16 protein-coding genes are annotated in these 19,377 nt (G+C 66.7%); 13 read left to right on the forward strand and 3 right to left on the reverse strand.

What is annotated here, in order from left to right:
• The first annotated feature begins 2 nt into the window (after positions 1-2).
• The 7 genes from AC1DWU_RS15745 (at position 3) to AC1DWU_RS15775 (ending at position 9,065) form a co-directional block, all read left to right on the forward strand.
• On the forward strand, positions 3-953 hold the full coding sequence (locus tag AC1DWU_RS15745; protein WP_477150947.1) for an ABC transporter permease: 951 nt from the start codon (positions 3-5) through the stop codon (positions 951-953).
• Positions 953-1,864, forward strand: coding sequence for a carbohydrate ABC transporter permease (locus tag AC1DWU_RS15750; RefSeq protein WP_477150948.1), 912 nt, complete (start codon positions 953-955; stop codon positions 1,862-1,864). The genes AC1DWU_RS15745 and AC1DWU_RS15750 overlap by 1 nt, the downstream gene beginning before the upstream one ends.
• A 228-nt stretch (positions 1,865-2,092) precedes the next feature.
• Complete coding sequence (locus AC1DWU_RS15755; protein ID WP_477150949.1) at positions 2,093-3,517, forward strand: extracellular solute-binding protein; 1,425 nt, start codon at positions 2,093-2,095, stop codon at positions 3,515-3,517.
• 86 nt (positions 3,518-3,603) lie between these two features.
• On the forward strand, positions 3,604-4,794 hold the full coding sequence (locus AC1DWU_RS15760) for an ADP-ribosylglycohydrolase family protein (RefSeq protein WP_477150950.1): 1,191 nt from the start codon (positions 3,604-3,606) through the stop codon (positions 4,792-4,794).
• Between the two features lie 14 nt (positions 4,795-4,808).
• Positions 4,809-6,905, forward strand: a complete 2,097-nt coding sequence (locus AC1DWU_RS15765; RefSeq protein ID WP_477150951.1) for an ADP-ribosylglycohydrolase family protein — start codon at positions 4,809-4,811, stop codon at positions 6,903-6,905.
• A 145-nt stretch (positions 6,906-7,050) separates the two neighbouring features.
• Complete coding sequence (locus AC1DWU_RS15770; protein ID WP_477150952.1) at positions 7,051-8,241, forward strand: CaiB/BaiF CoA transferase family protein; 1,191 nt, start codon at positions 7,051-7,053, stop codon at positions 8,239-8,241.
• Positions 8,242-8,243: 2 nt separating this feature from the next.
• Entirely contained in the window at positions 8,244-9,065 is an 822-nt protein-coding gene (locus AC1DWU_RS15775) for an HpcH/HpaI aldolase/citrate lyase family protein (protein ID WP_477150953.1), read from the forward strand.
• Here the strand turns inward: AC1DWU_RS15775 and AC1DWU_RS15780 are convergent.
• Together AC1DWU_RS15780 and AC1DWU_RS15785 are read right to left on the reverse strand one after the other, a co-directional pair.
• A complete protein-coding gene (locus AC1DWU_RS15780) occupies positions 9,062-10,849 on the reverse strand; it encodes a putative bifunctional diguanylate cyclase/phosphodiesterase (RefSeq protein ID WP_477150954.1) in 1,788 nt (595 codons plus the stop codon). The genes AC1DWU_RS15775 and AC1DWU_RS15780 overlap by 4 nt on opposite strands.
• Before the next feature lie 117 nt (positions 10,850-10,966).
• Positions 10,967-11,833, reverse strand: a complete 867-nt coding sequence (locus AC1DWU_RS15785; RefSeq protein ID WP_477150955.1) for a helix-turn-helix domain-containing protein — start codon at positions 11,831-11,833, stop codon at positions 10,967-10,969.
• Positions 11,834-11,920: 87 nt separating this feature from the next.
• Between AC1DWU_RS15785 and melA the strand changes: the two genes are divergently transcribed.
• Positions 11,921-13,375: an alpha-galactosidase gene (gene melA / locus AC1DWU_RS15790; protein ID WP_477150956.1), complete on the forward strand. Its 1,455-nt coding sequence runs from the start codon at positions 11,921-11,923 to the stop codon at positions 13,373-13,375.
• Between the two features lie 110 nt (positions 13,376-13,485).
• Here the strand turns inward: melA and AC1DWU_RS15795 are convergent, their stop codons facing one another.
• Positions 13,486-13,974 (reverse strand): hypothetical protein, encoded by a 489-nt coding sequence (locus AC1DWU_RS15795; RefSeq protein WP_477150957.1) that lies wholly within the window; start codon positions 13,972-13,974, stop codon positions 13,486-13,488.
• Positions 13,975-14,341: 367 nt separating this feature from the next.
• On the opposite strand from AC1DWU_RS15795, the gene fliK reads away from it, so the two are divergent.
• The 5 genes from fliK to AC1DWU_RS15820 all read left to right on the forward strand — a co-directional run bounded on the left by fliK (position 14,342) and on the right by AC1DWU_RS15820 (position 19,330).
• The gene (gene fliK / locus AC1DWU_RS15800) at positions 14,342-15,532 is read left to right on the forward strand and encodes a flagellar hook-length control protein FliK (protein ID WP_477150958.1); all 1,191 of its coding nucleotides are present in this window, start codon (positions 14,342-14,344) and stop codon (positions 15,530-15,532) included.
• Positions 15,529-15,804 (forward strand): EscU/YscU/HrcU family type III secretion system export apparatus switch protein, encoded by a 276-nt coding sequence (locus AC1DWU_RS15805; protein ID WP_477150959.1) that lies wholly within the window; start codon positions 15,529-15,531, stop codon positions 15,802-15,804. The genes fliK and AC1DWU_RS15805 overlap by 4 nt, the downstream gene beginning before the upstream one ends.
• 58 nt (positions 15,805-15,862) lie before the next feature.
• On the forward strand, positions 15,863-16,915 hold the full coding sequence (locus tag AC1DWU_RS15810; RefSeq protein ID WP_477150960.1) for a D-TA family PLP-dependent enzyme: 1,053 nt from the start codon (positions 15,863-15,865) through the stop codon (positions 16,913-16,915).
• 36 nt (positions 16,916-16,951) lie between these two features.
• Entirely contained in the window at positions 16,952-17,434 is a 483-nt protein-coding gene (locus tag AC1DWU_RS15815; protein ID WP_477150961.1) for a GNAT family N-acetyltransferase, read from the forward strand.
• An 87-nt stretch (positions 17,435-17,521) separates the two neighbouring features.
• Positions 17,522-19,330 carry a putative bifunctional diguanylate cyclase/phosphodiesterase gene (locus AC1DWU_RS15820; protein WP_477150962.1) on the forward strand — a complete coding sequence of 603 codons (1,809 nt, stop codon included), beginning with the start codon at positions 17,522-17,524 and terminating at the stop codon, positions 19,328-19,330.
• Positions 19,331-19,377 lie beyond the last annotated feature (47 nt).

Raw genomic sequence — 19,377 nt, forward strand, 5'->3', positions numbered from 1 at the left:
CCATGTCGAGCGTAGAGCAAAACGCGACGTCCATTGCGCCGAGGATTGGGAACGTTCCCAGAAATTTCGCCACCGGCTTCCGCCGCTGGTGGCCCTACTACGTCATGCTCGCCCCCGGCCTGATCTTCTTTCTCGTCTGGCACTATTTCCCCATCTGGGAAGCCAAGATGGCGTTCGAGCAGGTCCGTATCATCCCTCCCAATGTCTGGGTGGGACTGAAGCACTTCCAGACGCTGTTCGCCTCGCCGGTGTTCTACCAGGTGCTGGCCAACACGCTGATCATCTCGACGCTGAAGATCATCTTCGTCTTCCCCGTGCCGATCGTCGTCGCGCTGCTGCTCAACGAGGTACGCAGCGGCAAACTGCGCAAGTTCGTGCAGTCGGCGATCTATCTGCCGCACTTCCTGAGCTGGGTGGTGATCGCCGGCGTGTTTATCGCCATCCTGTCGCCGTCGGACGGCGCCGTGAACCAGATCACCGGCTTCTTCGGGGCCAAGCCGGTGGCCTTCATGACGGATGGCAACTCGAGCCGGTGGGTGCTGGTCTTCTCCGAGATCTGGCGCTCGGCCGGCTGGGACAGCCTGCTCTACCTCGCCGCCATCATCGGCATCGACCAGTCGCTCTACGAGGCAGCCGAACTCGATGGCGCCAACCGCTGGCAGAAGGTCTGGCACGTCACCATCCCCGGCATAGTGCCCACCATCGCGACGCTCTTCATCCTCAACATGGGCATGTTCCTCAGCGCCGACCTCAACCAGGTCATCAACTTCCTCAACGACGTGAACCGCGGCCAGATCGATATCCTCGATACCTACGTCTACCGCATCGGCCTCCGCACCGGGGAGTACTCGCTGGCCACCGCTGCGGGCCTGTTCAAGGCCGTGTTCGGCATGATCCTGATCCTCAGCGCGCACTTCGTTTCGAAGCGCCTCACCGGCAAGGGAGTCTGGTGATGGCAGCGCCCCGTGGTACCACGATCCGCCGCACGCCGCTCGAGCGCATCGAGTACGCCATCATCGTCACGACGCTCCTCGCGATGGTCGTGCTGATGCTGCAGCCGATCCTCAACCTGCTCGCCGTCTCCTTCTCCGATCCGAGCCAGGTCGCGGGCAAGAGCGGTCTCGACATCTGGCCCTCGGGCTTCTCGCTCGATGTGTGGGTGCTGCTGCTTCAGCACCCGAACGTGCAGCGCGGCATCCTCAACTCGATCTTCATCACCGGCACCGCGACGTTCATCGGCGTGGTCGGCACCGCGCTCATGGCCTGGGGCCTGTCGCGGCCGAACCTGCCGGGCCGCCGGATCATCTTCCTGCTCGTCCTCGTCACCATCGTCTTCGAGCCGGGCATCATCCCAGACTACTTCCTAATGAAGCGGATGGGTCTGCTCGACAGCTACTGGAGCGTCATCCTCTACAAGGCGGTGAACGCCTGGTACCTGATCATCCTCGTCCGCTTCTTCGAGGAGATCCCCGAAGAGCTGCTTGAGGCCGCCGAGCTCGACGGCGCCAACGCCTTCCAGATCTTCTTCCAGGTGTTGCTGCCGCTGGCCAAGCCCGCGCTGGCGACCATCGCCCTGTTCTACCTCGTCTTCCACTGGAACGAGTTCTTCCGGGCGATGATCTACCTGAACGACCAGACCAAGTACCCGCTGCAGGTGGTGCTGCGTCAGTTCGTGGTCGAGGGCGACAAGCTGGCCATCGTCGGTGCCGACAACGCCGCCAACAATATCGGCGTGGCGCAGATCAACCTGAAGGCGCTGAAGGCCGGGATGATCATCATCACGATCCTCCCCATCCTCGCCATCTACCCGCTTATCCTCAAGTTCTTCACCAAGGGCACCATGAGTGGAGCGCTCAAGGGATGAGGAACCCGTTCGCACCAATCCGCCGCAGGGCGTCCTCTCTCAAGCCAGATGGCTCGCGCGGTCGGATGACCGCCGGTTGGAGAGTTCCACTCGATGTCATCCCCGCGAAGGCGGGGACCCAGTTTGCCCCCCCGCCGGCCGCGAGATGGATCCCCGCCTTCGCGGGGATAACGGCGGTGGTTGGGCCGACACCCGACGCAAACAACAAGCATAAACGGAGGAGAATCCATGCTTAAGACCCTGCTTTTGACCACGACTGCGCTGGCGCTGAGCCTGTCGCTGGCGGTGCCGGCCCTAGCCGACCCGACAGTGATCCGCCTGGTGTCGAAGGACCTGCTCTCGACCAACCCGCCCGACGTTGCGCATATCGAGCGCATCGAAGCGGCGCTGAAGGCCCAGGGCACCGATCTCGATATCCAGATCGTCGACCTGCCGTCGTCCGGCTATGCCGACGCCCTCGGCGTCATGCTGCTCTCGGGCGATATCCCCGATCTGATCTATTTCCAGGGCGGCGACGCCAAGATGGCCGACCAGGGCATCCTTGAAGACCTCACCCCCTGGATCGAAAAGTCGCCCAACCTCAAGGCCGCGCTCTGGCCGCACAATGTCGAGCGCCTGAAGAATTACCCGTATCTGCTGTACGTTTACCCGCCCCGCGCCCCGCAGCCGGTGATCCGCAAGGACTGGCTGGAAAAGCTCGGCATCGCCGCACCGACCACGGTCGATGAGTACGAGGTCTTCTTCAAGGCCATCCACGACGCCGATCTCGATGGCGACGGCACCCCGGGCAACACCTACGGTGTCACCACCGCCGACAACACCAACGAGCTCGACTCGATCTTCAACCAGGCCTTCGGCATTACCGGCACCTGGATGAAGGACGCGGCGGGCGAATGGGTGAGCTCCCGCATTACCGACCAGGAAAAGGCCAAGCTCACCTGGTACGCCAAGCTCGGCGCCGAGGGCCTCTACGACAAGGAATACGTCACCTCGAAGTTCGACGTGAAGGAAGACAAGTTCTACACCGGCAAGGCCGGCGTGATCTTCGGCTCCTCGGCGGAAGTCATCGACATCTACGGCGGCAAGATGCGCCAGGCGCATCCGGAAGCCCCGATCGAACTGGCACTGCTGCCGATCCCGAAGGGCCCCGGCGGCCAAGGTCTTTCGGCGACCGATGTGTCGAAGGAAAGCCGCGGCTTCGCCATCTCCACCACGTCGCAGCACAAGGAAGAAGTCGCAAAACTCCTCGACTTCATGGCGTCGACCGAAGGCCAGATGATGGACCGGATGGGCTTCGAGGGCGAGGAATACACCAAGTCCGGCGACACCTACGCGATCACCGACAAGATGAGCACCTGGTACGCCCGCTTCTTCGCGGCCGCCAACTTCGTGCCGCCGGTGGAGTGGAAGTCTGCCGCTGCCCAGGAGTCGCTGAAGAACATCACGACCTGGTTCAAGCCGGACAACGCTTTCGTCTGGCCCGCCGACTACGCCGCTGACCTCGATGCGACCGAGAACGTCTATCGCGCCTGGGTCTACAAGTTCATCTCCGGCGAAGCCTCGATGGACCAGTGGGACGCCTTCGTCGCCGAATGGAAGGCCGCCGGCGGCGACCGTCTCAACGAGTATGCCCGGACCAAGCTGAACGGCTAAGGCCCGGCCATCGCTACCGCCCGCGGCGTCCTCCCACGACCGCGGGCGGAGCGGTGAACCAAGTAGACAAGCGGAAGTAGACCACCATGCCCAGTTCCCTCCGCGGCCGCGTCCGCGCCATGCTCCACGGCATCGCCCTCGGCGACGCGCTCGGCGCCCCGGTCGAAAAGCTGTCGGCCGCCGATATCCGCGCCCGCTATGGCCGCGTCACCTCGCTCGAGGCGCGCTGGCACAAGATGGACCTGCCGCCCGAGCAGCGGAACCACCGCATCCGCGGCAACGGCATCGTCACCGACGACACGCTGATGACGCTGGCGCTGATGGACATCTACGCCGCAGAAAAGCGCCACCTCGACGCCTGGGACATGGCCGACGGCATGGTGCGCCAGATCGCCTGGACCCCTCGCTGGATCCCCGAGATGCAACGTGAGGCCAACCTGATCGACCGCCTGTTCTACCCCGAGAAGTGGATATTCCAGCGCCACCAGTTGGCCAATTGTGACCCCCGCCAGGGCGGCATCGGCAACATGGTCAATTGCGGCGCGGCGATGTACGTGGCGCCGATCGGCGTGGTGAACGCCTGCGATCCGCGCGCCGCCTATGACGAGGCCATCGCCTTCGCCGCCGGCCACCAGGAAAGCTACGGCCTCGAAGCCGCTGGCGTCTTCGCCGCGGCGGTTGCCGCCGCATTCGTCCCCGGCACCAATATCGACACGATCGTCGAAACCGTCCTCGGCCTCGCCAAGGACGGCACCCGCAACGCCATCGCCGAGATCGCCGACATCGCGACGAAGCTGAAGGGCAGTGACCACGCCGAGGTCGTCGCCGCATTCCATTCTGCGATCGCCCCGTTCTCGCCGATGGGTGACGACGTCAACCATTCCGTTGCCAAAGTCGGCCGTCTCTCCACTGCCTACCAGCCCTCCCGCCTCGGCGCCATCGAAGAGCTGCCGCTGGCGCTGGGCTTCGCCCTCGTTAACAACGGCGCCTTTCGCACCAGCATCGAGGACGGCATCAATTCCGGCCGCGACACCGACTCCATCGGCGTCATGGCCGGCGCCATCCTCGGCGCGTTGCACGGCGAGAGCATCATCGACGCCGCCGACCGTGCCACGCTCGATAGCGCCAACCGCTTCGACCTCACCGCCGCGGCCGATCGCTTCGCCGCCACCACCACCGATATCCTCCTCGCCGACCGGCGGGCCCGCGAGGCTGCCGAACGCGGCCGCGATAGCCTGTTTGCCGAAGTGACTGCCGGCGACGTCGTTTTCATCTGACCATCGGAATCCCAATGCTCTCGACCACCCAAATCTTCGACCGCATCTATGCCGGCTTCATCGGCAAGGCCATCGGCGTCCGCCTCGGCGCGCCGGTAGAGCCGACCATCTGGAGCTATGAGCGCATCCGGAACACCTATGGCGAGGTCACCCAGTACCTCCGCGATTTCAAGAATTTTGCCGCCGACGACGACACCAACGGCCCGGTCTATTTCATCCGCGCCCTGCGCGATTACGGGCTCAAGGCCACCGCCGCCGATGTCGGTCGCACCTGGCTCAACTACGCCGCCGAGGAGCACGGCATGTACTGGTGGGGCGGCTTCGGCAACTCCACCGAGCACACCGCCTACAAGAACCTCAAGTCCGGGATGGAAGCACCGGAGTCCGGTTCCATCGCCACCAACGGCACCACTGTCGCCGAGCAGATTGGCGGCCAGATCTTCATCGACAGCTGGGGCTGGGTGAACCCCGGCAATCCCAGACGCGCCGCCGAAATGTCAGCCATGGCCGCCTCGGTCGCCCATGACGGCGATGGCCTCAACGGCGCCCGCTTCTGCGCCGCCGCCATCGCCCAGGCCTTTGTCGCCAAATCCATCGACGAGATCGTTGAAACCGGCCTCTCGACCATCGACGCCAACTCGACCTACGCCCGCGTCGCCCGCGCCGTGATCGACTTTCACAAGGCCAACCCGTCCGATTGGCGCCTCTGCCGCGACATGCTCACCGCCGATTGGGGCTATGACCGCTACCCCGGCGTCTGCCACATCATCCCCAACGCCGGCGTCACGGTGATGGCCATCCTCTACGGCGAGGGCGAGCTGACCCGCACCGCCGAGATCGCGACCATGGCCGGCTGGGACACCGATTGCAACGCCGGCAACGCCTGCGCCATCGTCGGCACCTTCCAGGGCGTGCAGCCGAGCTGGGACAAATACCGCAAGCCGATCAACGACTTCGTCATCGCGTCGGGCGTCATCGGCACGCTCAACGTCGTCGATATCCCGAGCTTCGCCCGCGAACTCACCGTCCTCGCCCTCCGCCTCGACGGCAAGGAACCGCCGGCACAGTGGGTCGAGGATTTCGAGCGCCGCGGCGTCCGCTTCGATTTCGACGCCCCCGGCGCCACCCACGCCTTCCGCACCGAGCCCTTCAACCAGATCGAGGTCAAAGCCTCGACCACCAAGGCCGGCCCGAACTCCCGCGGCAGCCTCGAAGTGCTACTCGACCGTCTCGAACGCGGGCAGGGCGGTCGTGTGTTCTGGAAGCCCTTCTACCGCCGCGCCGATTTCGACGACGAGCGCTATCGCCCGATGTTTACGCCCCTTGCCGACGCCGGCCAGACGGTAAAGTTCAAGCTGCAGCTCGACACGTGGAACGGCGACGGCAACCTGCGCGTCGCGCCCTATGTTCGCCGCGCCATCTCCGGCGAGATCGTCGAAACCGGCGCCTGGCACGTCCCCAGCTCCGAGGGCTGGCAGGACTACGAGTTCACCATCCCCGAGGGCGACGAAGCCATCGACGAGATCGGCGTACTGGTCGAATATTTCGGCCGTCTCAAGTTCCTCGGCCGGCTGTTCCTCTCGGAGTTCTCGGTCTCGGGCAAGGGCAAGCTCGCCATCGACCCCAGGACCGAAAAGCAGGAATGGGGCGGCATCACCCGCTTCACCTGGAACCGCGGCCACTGGAGCCTGCAGGACGGCACCATCCACGCCCACACCGCCGAGGACGCCGACGCCTGGACCGGCAACGGCTACCTCCGCGACGTGACCGTCACCGCCGACCTCACCCCGCTCGCCGGTAAGTCCCACCTCGTCGCCGCCCGCGTCCAGGGCACGTCCCGGTTCTATGCGGCCGGCTTCGAGAACGGCGAGGCCGTGATCGTGAAGCAGGACCACGGCACCACCGTCCTGGCTCATGCGCCCTTCGCGGTGAAGCCGGGTGAGGCCCACAAGCTGGCGCTGACCGTGAAGGGCGATGCCCTCAGCCTCAGCGTAGACGGCAAGGAGCTCGTGACTGCCAAGGACAGCGCATTCCGCTACGGCCAGGCCGGTCTCCGCATGGCATCGGCTGGTCGCATGACTGTCAGCCGGCTCGAAGTGGTCGAAATCTGATGACCCAGAGCGTGTGGCCCCCCACCCTCATTCCCTCCCCACAAGGGGGAGGGAGGTCCATCGAGTCCGCCGCACCCTCAGTCGTCTCCCTCCCCCTTGTGGGGAGGGATCAAGGGTGGGGGTGCCCCACGCACCGGACCCAGCCATGACCGACCCCATCCCCTTCAACCCCACCGCCACCGGCCCTCTCGACGGCATCCGCGTCATCGATCTCTCGCGCCTCGTCGCCGGCAACATGCTGTCCCTGCAACTCGCCGACTTCGGCGCCGACGTCATCAAGATCGAGCCGCCGCAGGGGGACCCGCTCCGCGAGTGGCGCGACGACGGGCACTCGCTTTACTGGAAGACCTACGGCCGCAACAAACGCTCGGTCGCCCTCAACCTGCGCGAAGCGCCGCATATGGCGGCGCTCAAGGCGCTCCTCCTCACCGCCGACGTCTTCATCGAGAACTTCCGCCCCGGCACGCTCGAGGAGATGGACCTGAGCCCCGAAACCCTCCTCGCCGCGAACCCCAACCTCATCATCGTCCGCATCTCCGGCTTCGGTCAGACCGGCCCCTATGCCCAGTTCCCCGGCTTCGGCACCATCGTCGAAGGCATGTCCGGCTTCGCTTACCGCACCGGCTTCCCCGATCGCGAACCGATCCTCCCCCCGCTCGCCCTCGCCGACATGATCGCCGGCGTCTACGGCGCCAACGCCACCGTCACCGCGCTCTTCGCTCGATTCCGTGGGCGTGCCAAGGGCCAGGTCATCGACCTCAGCCTGCTCGAGCCGATGTACTCCGTCCTCGGCCCCGAGGCCGCGATCTATCAGGTCACAGGCAAGGTCAAGGAGCGCTCCGGCTCCGCCTCCAACACCGCCTCGCCGCGCAACGTCTATAAGTGCGCCGATGGCCAGTACGTCGCGCTCTCCGGCTCCACCCCCCAGGTCGCCCGCCGCATCTTCGAGGTCATCGGCAAACCCGAGATGAACACCGACCCGCGCTTCGCCACCAATTCCGATCGCGTGAAGCACCGCGACCTCGTCGACGCCGCCGTCGGCGAATGGTTCAGCCACCGCACCCACGACGAAGCCCTCAGCATCATGCGCGAGGCCGGCGCCACCGTCGGCCCGATCTACTCCATCGCCGACATCGCCGCCGACGCCCATTTCCGTGACCGCGGCATCATTATCGACGTCGAAGACAAGGATTTCGGCTCGCTGCCGATGCACAACATTCTGCCGCGTCTTTCCGAAACTCCCGGCACGTTCCGCCGTCCCGCACCTGATCTCGGTCAACACACCGCCGAAGTCCTCCGCGAAGCTGGTATCGATCCAACCACCGTCGGCGCCTGACCATGCCCCTCCGCTCTCTGCTCTACGTCCCCGCCCACTCCGAACGCTTCATCGCCAAGGCGCATGAACGCGGCGCCGACGCCATCGTGCTCGATCTCGAGGACGCGGTGCCCGAAGTCGATAAGGAGGCCGCACGCGTCAACCTGGCGACGACGGTCCCCTCGGTCGGACGCAACGGCGCCGCCGTCTTCGTCCGCATCAACTCCGGCCTCCGCCAGCGCGAGGACGCCCTCGCCGCCTGCCGCGCCGGTGCTGCCGGCGTGATGGTGGCCAAGGCCGGTTCGTCCGCCGCGCTCGATGCCCTCGCGGGCACGCTCCGCGCCGAAGAGGCGAAGCTGAGCCGCACTGCGATGTCGTTCCTTGCGCTGATCGAAGGCGCCGCCCCACTGCTCGACGCCCGCTCCATCGCCGCCAATCACCGTGTCATCGGCCTGTTGCTCGGCAGCGAGGACCTCGCCACCGAACTCGGCGCCACTCCGACCCCCGATGTGCTGCGCCACCCCAAGCTACTGCTGCACTACGCCGCCAAGGCCGAGGGCAAGCTCAGCTTCGGCCTGCTGCAGTCGAGTGCCGACTACACCGATCTCGCCGCCCTCGCAGTGGCCGCGGCGGAAGCCAAGGCCCACGGCTTCGATGGCGCCACCTGCGTCCACCCCTCCGCCGTCGCCGTGCTGAACGCCGGCTTCTCCCCCAGCGAGGCCGAGCGCGACTGGGCCCACCGTGTCGTTGCCGCCGCGGCCGAGCAACCCGGCGCCTTCCAGCTCGACGGCAAGATGGTCGACGCTCCGATCGTTGCCCGTGCCCGGAAAATCCTGGAGAGTTAGGCGGCGATCCCCGTAAACTCGAGGAACTCCTCGAGCGGCAGCGGCTGCGACAGCAGGAAGCCCTGCAACTCATGGCAGCCCCGCGCCACCAGATAGTCGCGCTGCTGCTCGGTGGCGACGCCCTCGGCGGTCACCTTCATGTTCAGCGACCGCGCCAGGTCGATGATGGTGCGCACGATCACCTCGGCATCGCCCGATTTCCCCAGCTGCCCCACGAACGAGCGGTCGATCTTCAGCTTGTCGACATTATAGCGGCGGAGGTAGTTCAGCGACGAATAGCCGGTGCCGAAATCATCGAGCGCCAGCCGGATCCCGGCCTCTCGCAGCCGCGTCAGCCCCGCCACGGTCGCCTCGGAGTTGTCCAGCAGCACCCCTTCGGTGATCTCCAGCTGCAGCCGCCGCGGATCGATGCGCCGGGCCGCCAGCGACTCGATCACCCGGTCGACAAAGCGCCGGCTTCTGAGCTCCAGCGGCGACACATTGACCGCCACCCACGGGATCGGCGTCTGAGCCAGCATCCGGCAGGCTTCCTCGAACACCCATTCGCCCAGCTTCTCGATCAGCCCGCGTTCCTCGGCCACGCCGATGAACGTATCCGGACCCAGCCGGCCGCGTTCCGGGTGCTGCCAGCGCACCAGCGCCTCGGCACCGACGATCGTCCGGCTGTCGGCAGCCATGATCGGCTGATACTCGAGCTGCAGTTCGCCCCCCTCGGTCAGGGCTCGCCGCAGGTCCTGTTCGATCCGCCGCTTCTCTTCGACGCTCTCCGCCATCTGCTCGGCAAACACTTGCCAGCGGGCTCGCCCACGCGACTTGGCCTCATAGAGCGCAATGTCGGCCTCGCGCAGCATGCCCAGTGCATCCGACCCTTTCCGCCACTGCGCGATACCGAAGCTGGCGGTGATGAATGCCGGATCGTCGAACAGCACGAAGGGCTGGCCGAACTGCAGCAGGATCGCTGCGCAGATCGATTCCGCCGCCCCCGCCGCCGGACCGGACAATAGGATGGCGAACTCGTCGCCGCCGAGCCGGGCCAACACGCCCGCCGGCCCCACCAGCTGGAACAGCCGGTTCGCCAGCTGCCGCAGCAGGTCGTCGCCGGCCACATGCCCGAGCGTGTCGTTGATGTGCTTGAAGCGGTCGATATCGATCAGCACCAGCGTCGCCGGCGTGCCCAGCGCCGCGCGAGCGGTCAACGATTCCAGGTCGCGCTCGAATTGCGCCCGGTTGGCGAGCCCCGTGAGCGAGTCGTGATAGGCGAGGAAATGGATATGCGCCTCGGTGCGGCGACGCTCGGTGATGTCGCGCGCGCTGCATACCAGCCCGATGATCGAGCCGTCAGGCCCGCGCAGCGGCAGCTTCGAGGTGGAGAGCCAGATCTGCGAGCCATCCGGCCGCACCACATATTCCTCGTGGTCGATCAGCGACCTGCCGTCGCGTATGACGCTCAGGTCATCCTCGTAATAGCGCCGCGCCAGCGGCATCGGATGCAGCTCGAGGTCGGATTTGCCGATCAGCATGTTCGGGTCGCCATGCCCGAGGTCAGCCGCTACCGCGCGGTTGGCGATGACGAACCGGCAGTCCTTGTCCTTGATGTAGAGATAGTCCGGCACCTGGTCGATCATGGTGCGCAACCACGTGCGCTCCACTCGGGCCCGCGCCTGCTCGCCGGCCAGTTCCGCCGCAAACTCCTGCAGCCGCTCGTTGGCCGCCACCAATGCGGCAAGCGACTCCGGCGGCTCGGCGCGAGCGAAGTGGTGGACGGGAGACCGCTTCACGACCATTGGGGCCCTCGGAACGTGGGGCAGTTCGGGCGGCTGCCATGCTAGGCAGTCATTGGATAAGCAACTCCTAAATGACCAGTAAGTAGGAACGGCTGATTTGGTTGATTGTCAATGTCGTCAGCGCCCCGCCGCAGCAGCAGCGCGGTACTCGCTGGGCGAGATGCCATTGAGCCGCCGAAACGCCTTGGCAAAGTAGTTGCCATTGGCAAATCCGGTTGCCGCGGCAATTGCGCCGACTGGCTGGTCGGTGGCGATCAGCAGCCGCGTCGCCCGCTCCATCCGCGCCGAGAACACGAAATCCGCCGGGCTTTTCCCCGCTTCGTTGCCAAAGCGCCGCACGAAATGCGCCCGGCTAAGCCCAGCCACCCGCGCCAGCCGGTCCACCCCCAGTGGCTCGCCCAGATGCGCTGCGATGAAGCTCTGTGCCCGCGCGATCGGCGGTGCCACCGTCGTTGTTGTCGCGGGCGTCGCGCCGAACAGCCCGTCATGCAGCGCCATCATCGCCGCATAGGCGGCGGCCGAAATGTCGCCGCTGAGCAGCTCCGGCGCTCCCATCAGCCTCAGGCACGCATCCGCCATCCGGTCCACCGTAGCCGCCGACGGCGTCACCACCGGGCCCTTGAGGTCGATGATGGTCCGCATCAGCCGCAGCGCCTCGCGTCCGTTGGCGCCGATCCAGAAATACTCCCAGGTCTGCCCCCGATCGAGCCAGTAGCGGTTGGCATGTGGAAAGCTCAGGACCATCGTCGAGCCCGGCAGTAGTACGTGCCGCGCTCCTGCATAATCAAGCTCGCCGCGCCCCGCGATGGTGTGCTGGATGATCACGAACGGCGCATCCCCGCGCTTCAGTCCCTCCCAGTTGTAGACCTCGTTGGCGCGCTTTTCGAACCCGGCGCCCGTAGCCATCACATGAAAGCCCAGCGGGCCGCGCGGCGGCGCGATCGCCTGCACCTTGTGCCCGTAGGCAATGAGATCGGACAGCATGAAATTACCCGCTAGCGCATGACTTTCCTCTACACCTGCCGACCCCTCTGCCGCTAGATGGAGCCCAACAGAAAAGGGAGGAACGGCATGTCGTTCAAAGTCGCGGTCATCGGCGCGGGGTCGGTCGGGTTCACCAAGACCCTCATTTCTGACCTGTTGAAAGTGCCCGAATTCGCCGATGTCGAGTTCGCGCTGACCGATCTAAACGCCCACAACCTCGACATGATCCACCAGATCATTTCGTCGATCGTTGCGGTCAACAACCTGCCGGCCAAGGTCACCGCCACCACCAACCGCCGCGAGGCCATCACCGGCGCCCGCTACATCATGAGCTGCGTCCGCGTCGGCGGGCTCGAGGCCTTCGCCACCGATGTCAACATCCCGCTGAAATACGGCGTCGACCAGTGCGTCGGCGACACCATCTGCGCCGGCGGCATCCTCTACGGCCAGCGCAACATCCCGGTGATCCTCGATTTCTGCAAGGACATCCGCGAGGTCGCCGAGCCCGGTGCGCTGTTCCTCAACTATGCCAATCCGATGGCCATGAACACCTGGGCCGCCGATCTCTATGGCGGCGTCGACGTGGTCGGCCTCTGCCACGGCGTGCAGCACGGCGCCCACCAGATCGCCCAGGTGCTGGGCGTCAAGGATGAGGAGCTCGACTATGTCTGCTCGGGCATCAACCACCAGACCTGGTACATCGACATCCGCGCCAAGGGCCGGAAGATCGAGGCCGACGAGCTGATCGCCGGCTTCGAAAAGCACCCGGTCTATTCCAAGCAGGAAAAGGTCCGCATCGACGTCCTGAAGCGTTTCGGCGTTTATTCGACCGAGTCCAACGGCCATCTCTCGGAGTACCTGCCCTGGTACCGCAAGCGGCCCGAGGAAATCTCGCGCTGGATCGACATGAGCGACTGGATCCACGGCGAAACCGGCGGCTATCTCCGCCACTCCACCGAGCGCCGGAACTGGTTCGAAACCGATTTCCCGAAGTTCAAGGCCGAGGCCACCAAGCCGCTGTCGGAGCACAAGCGTACCAGCGAGCACGCCAGCTACATCATCGAGGCGCGCGAGACCGGCCGCACCTATCGTGGTCACTTCAACGTCCGCAACAACGGCATCATCAAGAACCTGCCGGCTGACGCCATCATCGAAAGCCCCGGCTTCGTCGATCGCTTCGGCATCAACATGGTCGAGGGCATCGAACTGCCGATCGCCTGCGCCGCCACCTGCTCGGTGTCGATCTCCGTGCAGCGCATGAGCGTTGAGGCAGCGATGACCGGCAATATCGACATGCTCAAGCTCGCAGTGCTGCACGACCCGCTGGTCGGCGCCATCTGCACCCCGGACGAAGTCTGGCAGATGGTCGACGAAATGGTAGTCGCCCAGGCCCAGTGGCTACCGCAATATGCCGACGCAGTGCCGGCCGCCAAGGAACGCCTCGCCAAGGGCACCGTGAAGACCAAGGACTGGGCCGGCGCCGCCCGCAAGGTGGTCCGCTCGGTCGAAGAACTGCGCGAAATGAAGGGCGCCCATCACTGAGGGCTGCCAGCGCTGAAGCCGGTGTGAACGTCTCCCTCCCCCTTGCGGGGAGGGGACAGGGGTGGGGGTCCCCAGCCACCAGCCTTTGCGGTCCCACAAGTTAACTCCCGTTAACCCGACTCCCTGCATGGTGGCGGCATGTCCGATGTCGCCACCGCGCTCCTCCAGCTGACCGGCCGTACCGAACCCACCGCCGATCCGGCGCTGGCGGCGGTGAAGCTGGCCCGCGCCACGATCGACGCCCTGGTCCTCCGCCTCGGCCAGACGATTGACGCCAAAGTCACCGCCCAGCTCGCCGGCGGCCTCACCCAGCTCACCGCCGGCACCGAAACCTTCGTGCTGAAGCTCGAGACGCCGCTGCCGGTCAACACGGCCGTGGCACTCAGGATCGCCGCCACCCCGAACGGCCAGCCCGCTGTGACCGTTGCGGTCCAGCCCCAGCCACCCGCCGCCCAACCGGCGCCACCCGCGCCACCGCCAACCCAGTCGCTACCCACCGCACCGACGCCGCTCCCGCCGAGCACATCGAGTCCCGTATCTCCGTCAGCGACCATCCCGCTGCCAGTGCCCGGCCAGACGCCGATTGCACCCAGTCCCACGGCGACCCCTCCGCCGCAGCCGGCCGCAACCCCGCCGTCACCCCCGACCACCCCGCCGCAGGCGACAACACCGCAAGCGTCGACGTCTCAGGTCGCACTACCCTCGGCGCCAGCGCCTCAAGTCACGCAGGCAGTGTCGCAAGTCGGCACGCTTCCATCGGCCCAACCGGTCGCCGCTCAACCGGCCCCTCTCGCCCTGCCATCACCTCCCACAGCGACCCCGGCCACCACCACAGCGACACCGCCACCGCCCCCAATGCTCGCCGCACCAGCGCCATCTCCGCCGACAGGCAGCGTAAGCCCCACGCCTGCTCCAGTCGCGACGTCCGCGATCCCAACGCCTCCGCCGGTAACTCCTGGGGCAACCGTGCAACCAGCGCCATCCCTCCTGACCGCCCAGACCGCGCCGACCACCCCCGCAGCACCCGCACCACTTCTCACCAGTCACACGCTCGCCGCCCTGCCGTCGCAGCCGATCGGGACCAATCTCGCTGCGCCGCCATCCGTCCCTCCGCCGGCATCGGCTCCCGCTCCAGCTCCCGCGGCGCAAACCGCCCCGGCACCCGTGCCACCCGCCGCCCCACAGTCCCTGCCGCAGTCGCCCGCACCGTCCGTCGCAACCCAACCGGTCCCACGCCCAACCCCGCCCGCCACCTCACCTTCGCTCACCCAGATTCTCGCCGATCCGGTTCAAGCCGCCGCCCGCCAGGACACAGTCCTGCCGCTCCTCGCCCGCCTCGCGTCTCTCTCCGCTCCCGCCGCCTCTACGCTGCCGCGCCCGGCCCTCGAGGCCATCGCCCGCATCCTCGCCGGTCGCCTCGATCTCAACCGCGCTCCGCCCGACGGTAGATACATCCGCGATGCCGTCCTCCGCGCCGGCGTTATCACCGAGCCGGGTGCCCGCATCCCGACCGACGCCAAGTCCGCGCTGCTCCAGCTGCGTTCGGCGCTGGCCGCCTTTCTCGGCAGCGAGACCGAAGCCGTCGCCCCGGTCACCCGCCGCCCGCCGCCTCCGCTGAAAGGCGAGCCCGTCCGAGCGCCGTCGCCCCAGCCGGCGGTTCCAGCCTCGGAGGAACCTCTCGAAACCGCCCGCCAACTGCTTGGCCACACTGACGCGTCGCTCTCCCGCCTGAAGCTCCTGCAGCTCGCCTCCAACCCGCCCGACGCCGCCCGCCTCAACACGCCGGCCCCCGCCGCCGAGTTCCGCGTCGAAGTCCCCATGCAGCTCGGCGCCGAGACCGGCATCCTTCAGCTGCTGGTCGAGCGTGACGGCAAGCACAAGCGCACCCCGGCCGAACGTGGCTGGCGCATGCGCTTCGCCCTCAACTTCACCGTCACCGGCGAAGTCGGGGCCGAGCTCGCGCTGCTCGGCCGTACTGCCAGCATCGCGCTCTGGGCCGCCGAACCGGCCACCGCCGACGCCCTCGAGGCCATGCTTCCCGAGCTCGCTCCGGCGCTGGCCCGTCACGGCCTCGATGTCGGCGCCGTCCGCGTCCGCCGCGGCGTCCCGCAACCCGCCGCCCGCGCCCCGGGCCAATTGCTGGATAGCGCCCGATGAGCGAAGCCGAAAAGCCCATCAGCCTCGCCGTTGCCCTCGAATACGAACGCGGCACCCGCGATGCGCCCCGCGTCATCGCCAAGGGCCGCGGCGAACTCGCCCGGCGCATCGTCGAAACGGCCGAGGAGCACGGCGTCGTCATCGACTCCAACGGCCCCCTGGCCGAAGCCCTGGCCGGCGTCGAGCTCGACGAGCAGATCCCCATCGAGCTCTACGAGGCAGTGGCCGAAATCATCGGCTTCATCCTCCGCGCCAGCCACGCGCGCCTCTAGCTTGCATTCCGCCCCCCGTCCGGGCGAAGTGACGCGCCAACTTTCCGGAGCCCGCGTCATGCCCAACATTGCCGACCTCGATACGCCCACCGTCCTGATCGATATCGATCGCGTCGAGGCCAATCTGCAGCGGGCCCAGGCGCATGCCGACAAGCAGGGCTACGCGCTCCGTCCCCACATCAAGACGCACAAGCTGCCCCGTTTCGCCAAGCGCCAGGTCGAGCTCGGCGCTGTTGGCATCACCGTGCAGAAGCTCGGCGAGGCCGAGGTGATGGCCGATGCCGGCCTTATCGACATCTTCCTCCCCTACAATATCCTCGGTCCCAAAAAGCTGGCCCGGCTGAAGGCGCTGAACGAGCGCATCACCCTCTCGGTCACTGCCGACAGCCCCGATACGCTCGCCGGCTATGCCGCGACCTTCACCGACGGCAAGCCGCTCACCGTGCTGATCGAGTGCGACTCCGGCGGCGGTCGCTGCGGCGTCCAGACGCCGGCCCAGGCGCTGGCGCTCGCCCGCCAGATCGCCCTCGCTCCCGGCTTGCGCTTCGGCGGCCTGATGACCTATCCGCCGCTACATGGTGTCGACAAATCCAATGCCTGGCTCAGCGAAGCCGTCGCGCTGTTCCAGCAGGCCGGCATCGCCGTGCCGCGCGTCTCTTCCGGCAACAGCCCCGACATGTGGGCGCCGGCCGCGGCTCCGGTCACCGAGTGCCGCCCCGGCACCTACATCTATTACGATCGCTTCCAGGTGCGGGAGAAGGTCGCCAGCCTCGACGACTGCGCGCTCACCGTCCTCGCCACCGTCGTCAGCCGCCCCACCGCCACCCGCATTGTCATCGATGCCGGCTCCAAGTCGCTGACCTCGGACCTCCTCAACATGGAGGGCTACGGCCTCGTCATGGGCACCGACCTGACGGTGAAAGGCCTCTCCGAGGAGCACGGCGTCATCGAGCTGCCCATCGCCTCCGATTGGCCGCGCGTCGGCGAGCGCCTGCGCATCGTCCCCAACCACGCCTGCGTCATCTCCAACCTGTTCGACACCGTCACCCTGATCTCCGGCGACGAGGTCAAGGAAGTGGTGCCCGTTGCGGCGCGCGGGCGAGTCGACTAGGTATCCTTCCGGCACAGGCAGTGGGCGATAGCATAGATGGGCGACCTGTTGGTCCGGCTGTATGACCTGCCGGAAATCGCATCCGAAGCAAAGGTGATCGCCGCCGGTGTTACCCTGCGCCGGGCGCTTCCCCCTGAGCGGCACTTGGTCACCGAGTGGGTGGGCCGGCATTTCAGCCCCTATTGGGTGTCCGAGGTGGAAATGGCGATGAGCCAGCACCCCGTCACCTGCTGGCTCGCTGTCCGCGACAACCAGTTGCTCGGCTTCGCCTGCCACGACGCGACCGCCAAGGGCTTCTTCGGCCCCACCGGCGTCGACGAGGCGGCGCGTGGGCAGGGGATCGGCGAAGCCCTGCTGATCGTCACCCTGCGCGGCATGCGCGAAGCGGGCTATGCCTACGCCGTCATCGGCGCCCCCGGCCCGGTCGAGTTCTACCAGAAGCGGCTCGACGCGCTGCTGATCCCCGACTCGAAACCTGGCCTTTACAAGGGGATGCTGCGTCCGGCTCAGTCGAGCTGAATGCAGCAGGCGAACTAACCTAGTCTTTACTCGGCCGCGCTAGGCTCACAGCCTCGATTTCCCTGGAATCTCTGGGTCTCCAGCGCCTTGTCCAAGACCGGGAACACTCCCGCGCCACCGCCGGACGCCGCACCACCACAAGGTGATGCAGCCGCGCTGCTGAAGCTCGGGCGCCAGTTGTCGCTGGCCCGTGGCAAGCTCCATGCCCAGGACCTGCGCCTCCGCGCCATCCTCGAAAACCTGGCTCACGGCATCTCCCTCTACGATCGCCACGGCCGGCTGGTGCTCTGCAACCGCCAGTTCCTCGACATCTATCGCCTGCCGCCCGCCCTGGGGAAACGCGGCACCAGCTTCCGCCAGATCCTCGAAGCCCGTGTCGCCGGCAACACCCATGTCGGCGACGACGCCGACGACTATGTCGCCGATCGCCTGAGCGCCGTGCACGAGCAACGCACCCTCGGCGGCATCCACCGGCTGAACTCCGGCCAGGTCATCTCGATGACCCACCAGCCAATGGACGATGGCGGCTGGATCTCGACCCATAAGGACGTGACCGAACTGCACAACATGCAGGCCGAGCTCACCCATCTCGCCTACCACGATGCTCTGACGGGCCTGCCCAACCGCACGCTGTTCTACCGCCGCATCGGCAATTCCTTCGAAAACCTCGCCGGCACCGGCTTCGCCGTGCTCTGCCTCGATCTCGATGGCTTCAAGCCGATCAATGACACGCTCGGCCACGCCGCCGGCGATGCCCTGCTGCGCCAGTTCGCCGCCCGCCTGGGCAGTTGCCTCGGCCCCATGGACTCCGCGGCCCGCATGGGCGGCGACGAGTTCGCCGTGCTGCACCGCGGCGGCACCGCCGAGAGCGCCCAGGACCTCGCGCAGCGCCTCTGCGAAGCGACGCTCGCGCCCTACGACCTCGACGGTCAGGTGCTCACGATCGCGGTCGGTATCGGCATCGCCATCGCCGGCGAGGACGGGATCGACACCGATCAGTTGCTGCACAATGCCGACGTGGCGCTTTACGCCGCCAAGCGCGACGGCCGGGGCAGCGTCCGCTTCTTCGAGCCTGAACTCAATCGCGTCACCGTCGATCGCCGCCGCCTTGAGGTGGACCTCAAGCGGGCACTGGAATTTGGCGAGTTCGAGCTGCACTTTCAGCCAATTCTCAACCTCCGGACGCACAAATTCTCGGGCTTCGAGGCCCTGCTGCGCTGGCAGCATTCCGACCGCGGCCTCGTCCCGCCTTGCGATTTCATCCCCGTCGCCGAAGACACGGGCCTGATCGTCCCGATCGGCGATTGGGTCATCCGCGAGGCCCTGGCCGAGGCGGCGCGCTGGCCCGACGGCCTCAAGATCGCCGTCAACGTCTCGTCCGTCCAACTGGTGCGCGGCAGCCTGATCACCACGCTCGTTCAAGCCCTTGCCGCCTCCGGCATCGCCCATGAGCGGGTCGAGATCGAGATCACCGAGTCCGTTTTCCTCGAGAATTCCGAGCAGAGCCTCGACACCCTCCGCCAGCTCCGCGCCCTCGGCGTCCGCATCGCGCTCGACGATTTCGGCACCGGCTTCTCGGCGCTCGGCTACCTGCTGGCCTTCCCCTTCGACAAGATCAAGATCGACGGCACCTTCGTCCGCGCGCTCGAAAGCACCGAGGGCGCCAAGACCATCGTCAGCGCGGTTGCCGATATCGGCGCGCGCCTCGAGATGGAGACCACCGCCGAGGGTATCGAGACTCCCGAGCAGCTGCGCGGCGTTCACGCCGCCGGCTACACCGAGGCCCAGGGCTACCTGATCTCGCACCCGATGACGCGCGAAGCGGTGCGGCGGCTGGTCCTCGGCACCTCCGACGCCATGCCCGAAGCGCCCCTGGCGCAGAAGGCTGCCGGCTAGTCATTCCAGCGTCATCGCTTCGTCACAGCAGCGTCTTTTGCCGGGTG

This window comes from Devosia sp. P2_G7 (genome assembly GCF_056403495.1).

What these genes read in the sequence shown, in the direction of transcription:
- AC1DWU_RS15770 (WP_477150952.1), top strand. Translation starts at nt 7,051, where the DNA reads ATGACCGACCCCATCCCCTTCAACCCCACCGCCACCGGCCCTCTCGAC.
- AC1DWU_RS15765 (WP_477150951.1), top strand. Translation starts at nt 4,809, where the DNA reads ATGCTCTCGACCACCCAAATCTTCGACCGCATCTATGCCGGCTTCATC.
- AC1DWU_RS15745 (WP_477150947.1), top strand. Translation starts at nt 3, where the DNA reads ATGTCGAGCGTAGAGCAAAACGCGACGTCCATTGCGCCGAGGATTGGG.
- AC1DWU_RS15810 (WP_477150960.1), top strand. Translation starts at nt 15,863, where the DNA reads ATGCCCAACATTGCCGACCTCGATACGCCCACCGTCCTGATCGATATC.
- AC1DWU_RS15785 (WP_477150955.1), bottom strand. Translation starts at nt 11,833, where the DNA reads ATGCTGTCCGATCTCATTGCCTACGGGCACAAGGTGCAGGCGATCGCG.
- AC1DWU_RS15775 (WP_477150953.1), top strand. Translation starts at nt 8,244, where the DNA reads ATGCCCCTCCGCTCTCTGCTCTACGTCCCCGCCCACTCCGAACGCTTC.
- AC1DWU_RS15815 (WP_477150961.1), top strand. Translation starts at nt 16,952, where the DNA reads ATGGGCGACCTGTTGGTCCGGCTGTATGACCTGCCGGAAATCGCATCC.
- AC1DWU_RS15760 (WP_477150950.1), top strand. Translation starts at nt 3,604, where the DNA reads ATGCCCAGTTCCCTCCGCGGCCGCGTCCGCGCCATGCTCCACGGCATC.
- AC1DWU_RS15805 (WP_477150959.1), top strand. Translation starts at nt 15,529, where the DNA reads ATGAGCGAAGCCGAAAAGCCCATCAGCCTCGCCGTTGCCCTCGAATAC.
- AC1DWU_RS15780 (WP_477150954.1), bottom strand. Translation starts at nt 10,849, where the DNA reads ATGGTCGTGAAGCGGTCTCCCGTCCACCACTTCGCTCGCGCCGAGCCG.
- AC1DWU_RS15750 (WP_477150948.1), top strand. Translation starts at nt 953, where the DNA reads ATGGCAGCGCCCCGTGGTACCACGATCCGCCGCACGCCGCTCGAGCGC.
- melA (WP_477150956.1), top strand. Translation starts at nt 11,921, where the DNA reads ATGTCGTTCAAAGTCGCGGTCATCGGCGCGGGGTCGGTCGGGTTCACC.
- AC1DWU_RS15755 (WP_477150949.1), top strand. Translation starts at nt 2,093, where the DNA reads ATGCTTAAGACCCTGCTTTTGACCACGACTGCGCTGGCGCTGAGCCTG.